The organism is Streptomyces flavofungini, assembly GCF_041028215.1.
GTDB lineage: Bacteria > Actinomycetota > Actinomycetes > Streptomycetales > Streptomycetaceae > Streptomyces > Streptomyces flavofungini_B.
Genome location: NZ_JASKYR010001037.1, coordinates 1 through 1,890 on the forward strand (window position 1 = coordinate 1; position 1,890 = coordinate 1,890).

The following is a 1,890-nucleotide window of genomic DNA, read 5'->3' on the forward strand; positions in this document are numbered from 1 at the left end:
ATGCCCACCTCCGGTGTGTGCGGCGGGTGTTGAGGGGGGTGGGTGGCGCGTGCGCGCCACCATGTGAGAACGTTCGAGTGAATTGGAAACGCTATTCCGTTATACGGAAATGCGTGCGCCGTGCTCGTGAGAAGGCCCGACCGCCGTGAGCACACCATCCACCGCGGAAAGGACTTCCCCCGTGTCAGTGCGCCAACGGCCGGCCGACGCAGCGGCGGCGACCGGTGAGTTCCTCCACGACCTGCTGCTCGACCCGGCCCGCCACACCCCGGACCACCCGGCCGTCGTCGAACCCACCGGCGCGGCCCACAAGGCCCGCGTCACCACGTACGCCGAACTCACCGCCAAGGTCCACACCTACGCGACCGCGCTCGGCGCCCTGGAGCTCGACCCCGGCGCCCGGGTGCTTCTTGAGGCCGAGGCGGGGGCGGAGTCCATCGCCCTTCTGATCGCCTGCTCCCGCGCGGGACTGACCTTCGTACCCGTGAGCCCGGAGACACCCCAGGAGCGGTTGCGCACCCTGATCGCAACGGCCCGTCCGGCCCTGCACGTACAGGCCGACACCGGGCAGCGCACGGACCTGCCCGCGACCCTGGGCACGGCGCGGTTCGGAACCGGTGAACTGCTCGTCGAGCGCGCCCCCGTGGCGACCGCGCACCGGCGGCACGTGCCGTGTGTCACCGACCCCGCCTACATCGTGTTCACCTCCGGCACGACCGGACGGCCCAAGGGCGTGGTCATGAGCCACCGCGCCGTGACCGCCTTCTACCGAGGAATGCTGGCGCACCGCATGGCCGCCCCCGGCGACCGGATCGCCAGCACCTCACCGCTCCACTTCGACTTCTCCCTGCTCAACATCGGACTCGCCCTGGCGAGCGGTGCCGCGGTGGTGCCCGTGCCGCAGCGGCTCGTGCGCTGGCCCCGCCACTTCCTGCGCGCCCTGCGCGACACCGGAGCCACCCAGGTCAACGGCGTACCCTCCATCTGGCGCCAGGTCCTGCGCCATGAACCGGGCCGCCTGGCCGAGCTGGAGGCGCTGCGCGCGGTGCTGTTCTGCGGCGAGGAGTTCCCGCTGCCGGAGCTGCGCCGCCTCCAGGAACTGCGCCCGGGCGCGCGGATCATCAACTGCTACGGCGCGACCGAATCCATGGCGGCCACCTTCGAGGACGTCCCCGAACCGCTGCCCGCCGACCTGGAACGGCTGTCGATCGGCACCGCCCACCCCGGCGCCGAACTCCTCCTGATGGCCGAGGACGGCGAGATCGTGGACGGCCCCGGTGTGCCGGGGGAGATGCTGCTGCGCAGCCCCGCCCTCTTCTCCGGCTACTGGGACGACCCGGAGGCCACCCGGGCCGCACTCGTGCCCGACCCGCTGTGCCCGGAGTCGGGCCAGGTCGTGCTGCGCACCGGCGATCTCGCGGTACGCGGCGAGAAGGGCGAGCTGTACTTCCTCGGCCGCACCGACTCCCAGGTGCAGATCAACGGCAATCGCATCGAACTCGGCGAAGTGGAGCGCCACTTGACGCTGCACCCGGCGGTCACCGCGGCGGCGGCCCTGCGTCTGCCGCTGCCGGACGGCGGCGGCAGTCTCGCGGCCTTCGTGGTCGCGGCGGACCAGGGCGGCCCGTCCGGGGAGTCGCACGTGCCCGCGGAGTCGGGCCCCTCCGCGGACGCGGCGGGCGAGGACATCGCCGTCGCTCTGCGCGCGTTCTGCGCCCGCGTCCTGCCCGCCTACATGGTCCCGGCCGAGGTGCGCCTGGTGGACGTCCTGCCCGTCACCGGCAACGGCAAGGTCGACCGCGAGGCGCTCGCCGCGAGCGTCGCCGAGCGCGGCTGACCTTGGCCGACGCACCGCCCGCCCAACGGCTCACCCGGAGGAACACGTTGACC

1 protein-coding gene is annotated in these 1,890 nt (G+C 72.9%); it reads left to right on the top strand.

All coding sequences use genetic code 11. The annotated features are described in order from the left end of the window. The first annotated feature begins 181 nt into the window (after positions 1 to 181). Complete coding sequence (locus AB8Z36_RS38080) at positions 182 to 1,837, top strand: AMP-binding protein (RefSeq protein WP_369217944.1); 1,656 nt, start codon at positions 182 to 184, stop codon at positions 1,835 to 1,837. Positions 1,838 to 1,890 lie beyond the last annotated feature (53 nt).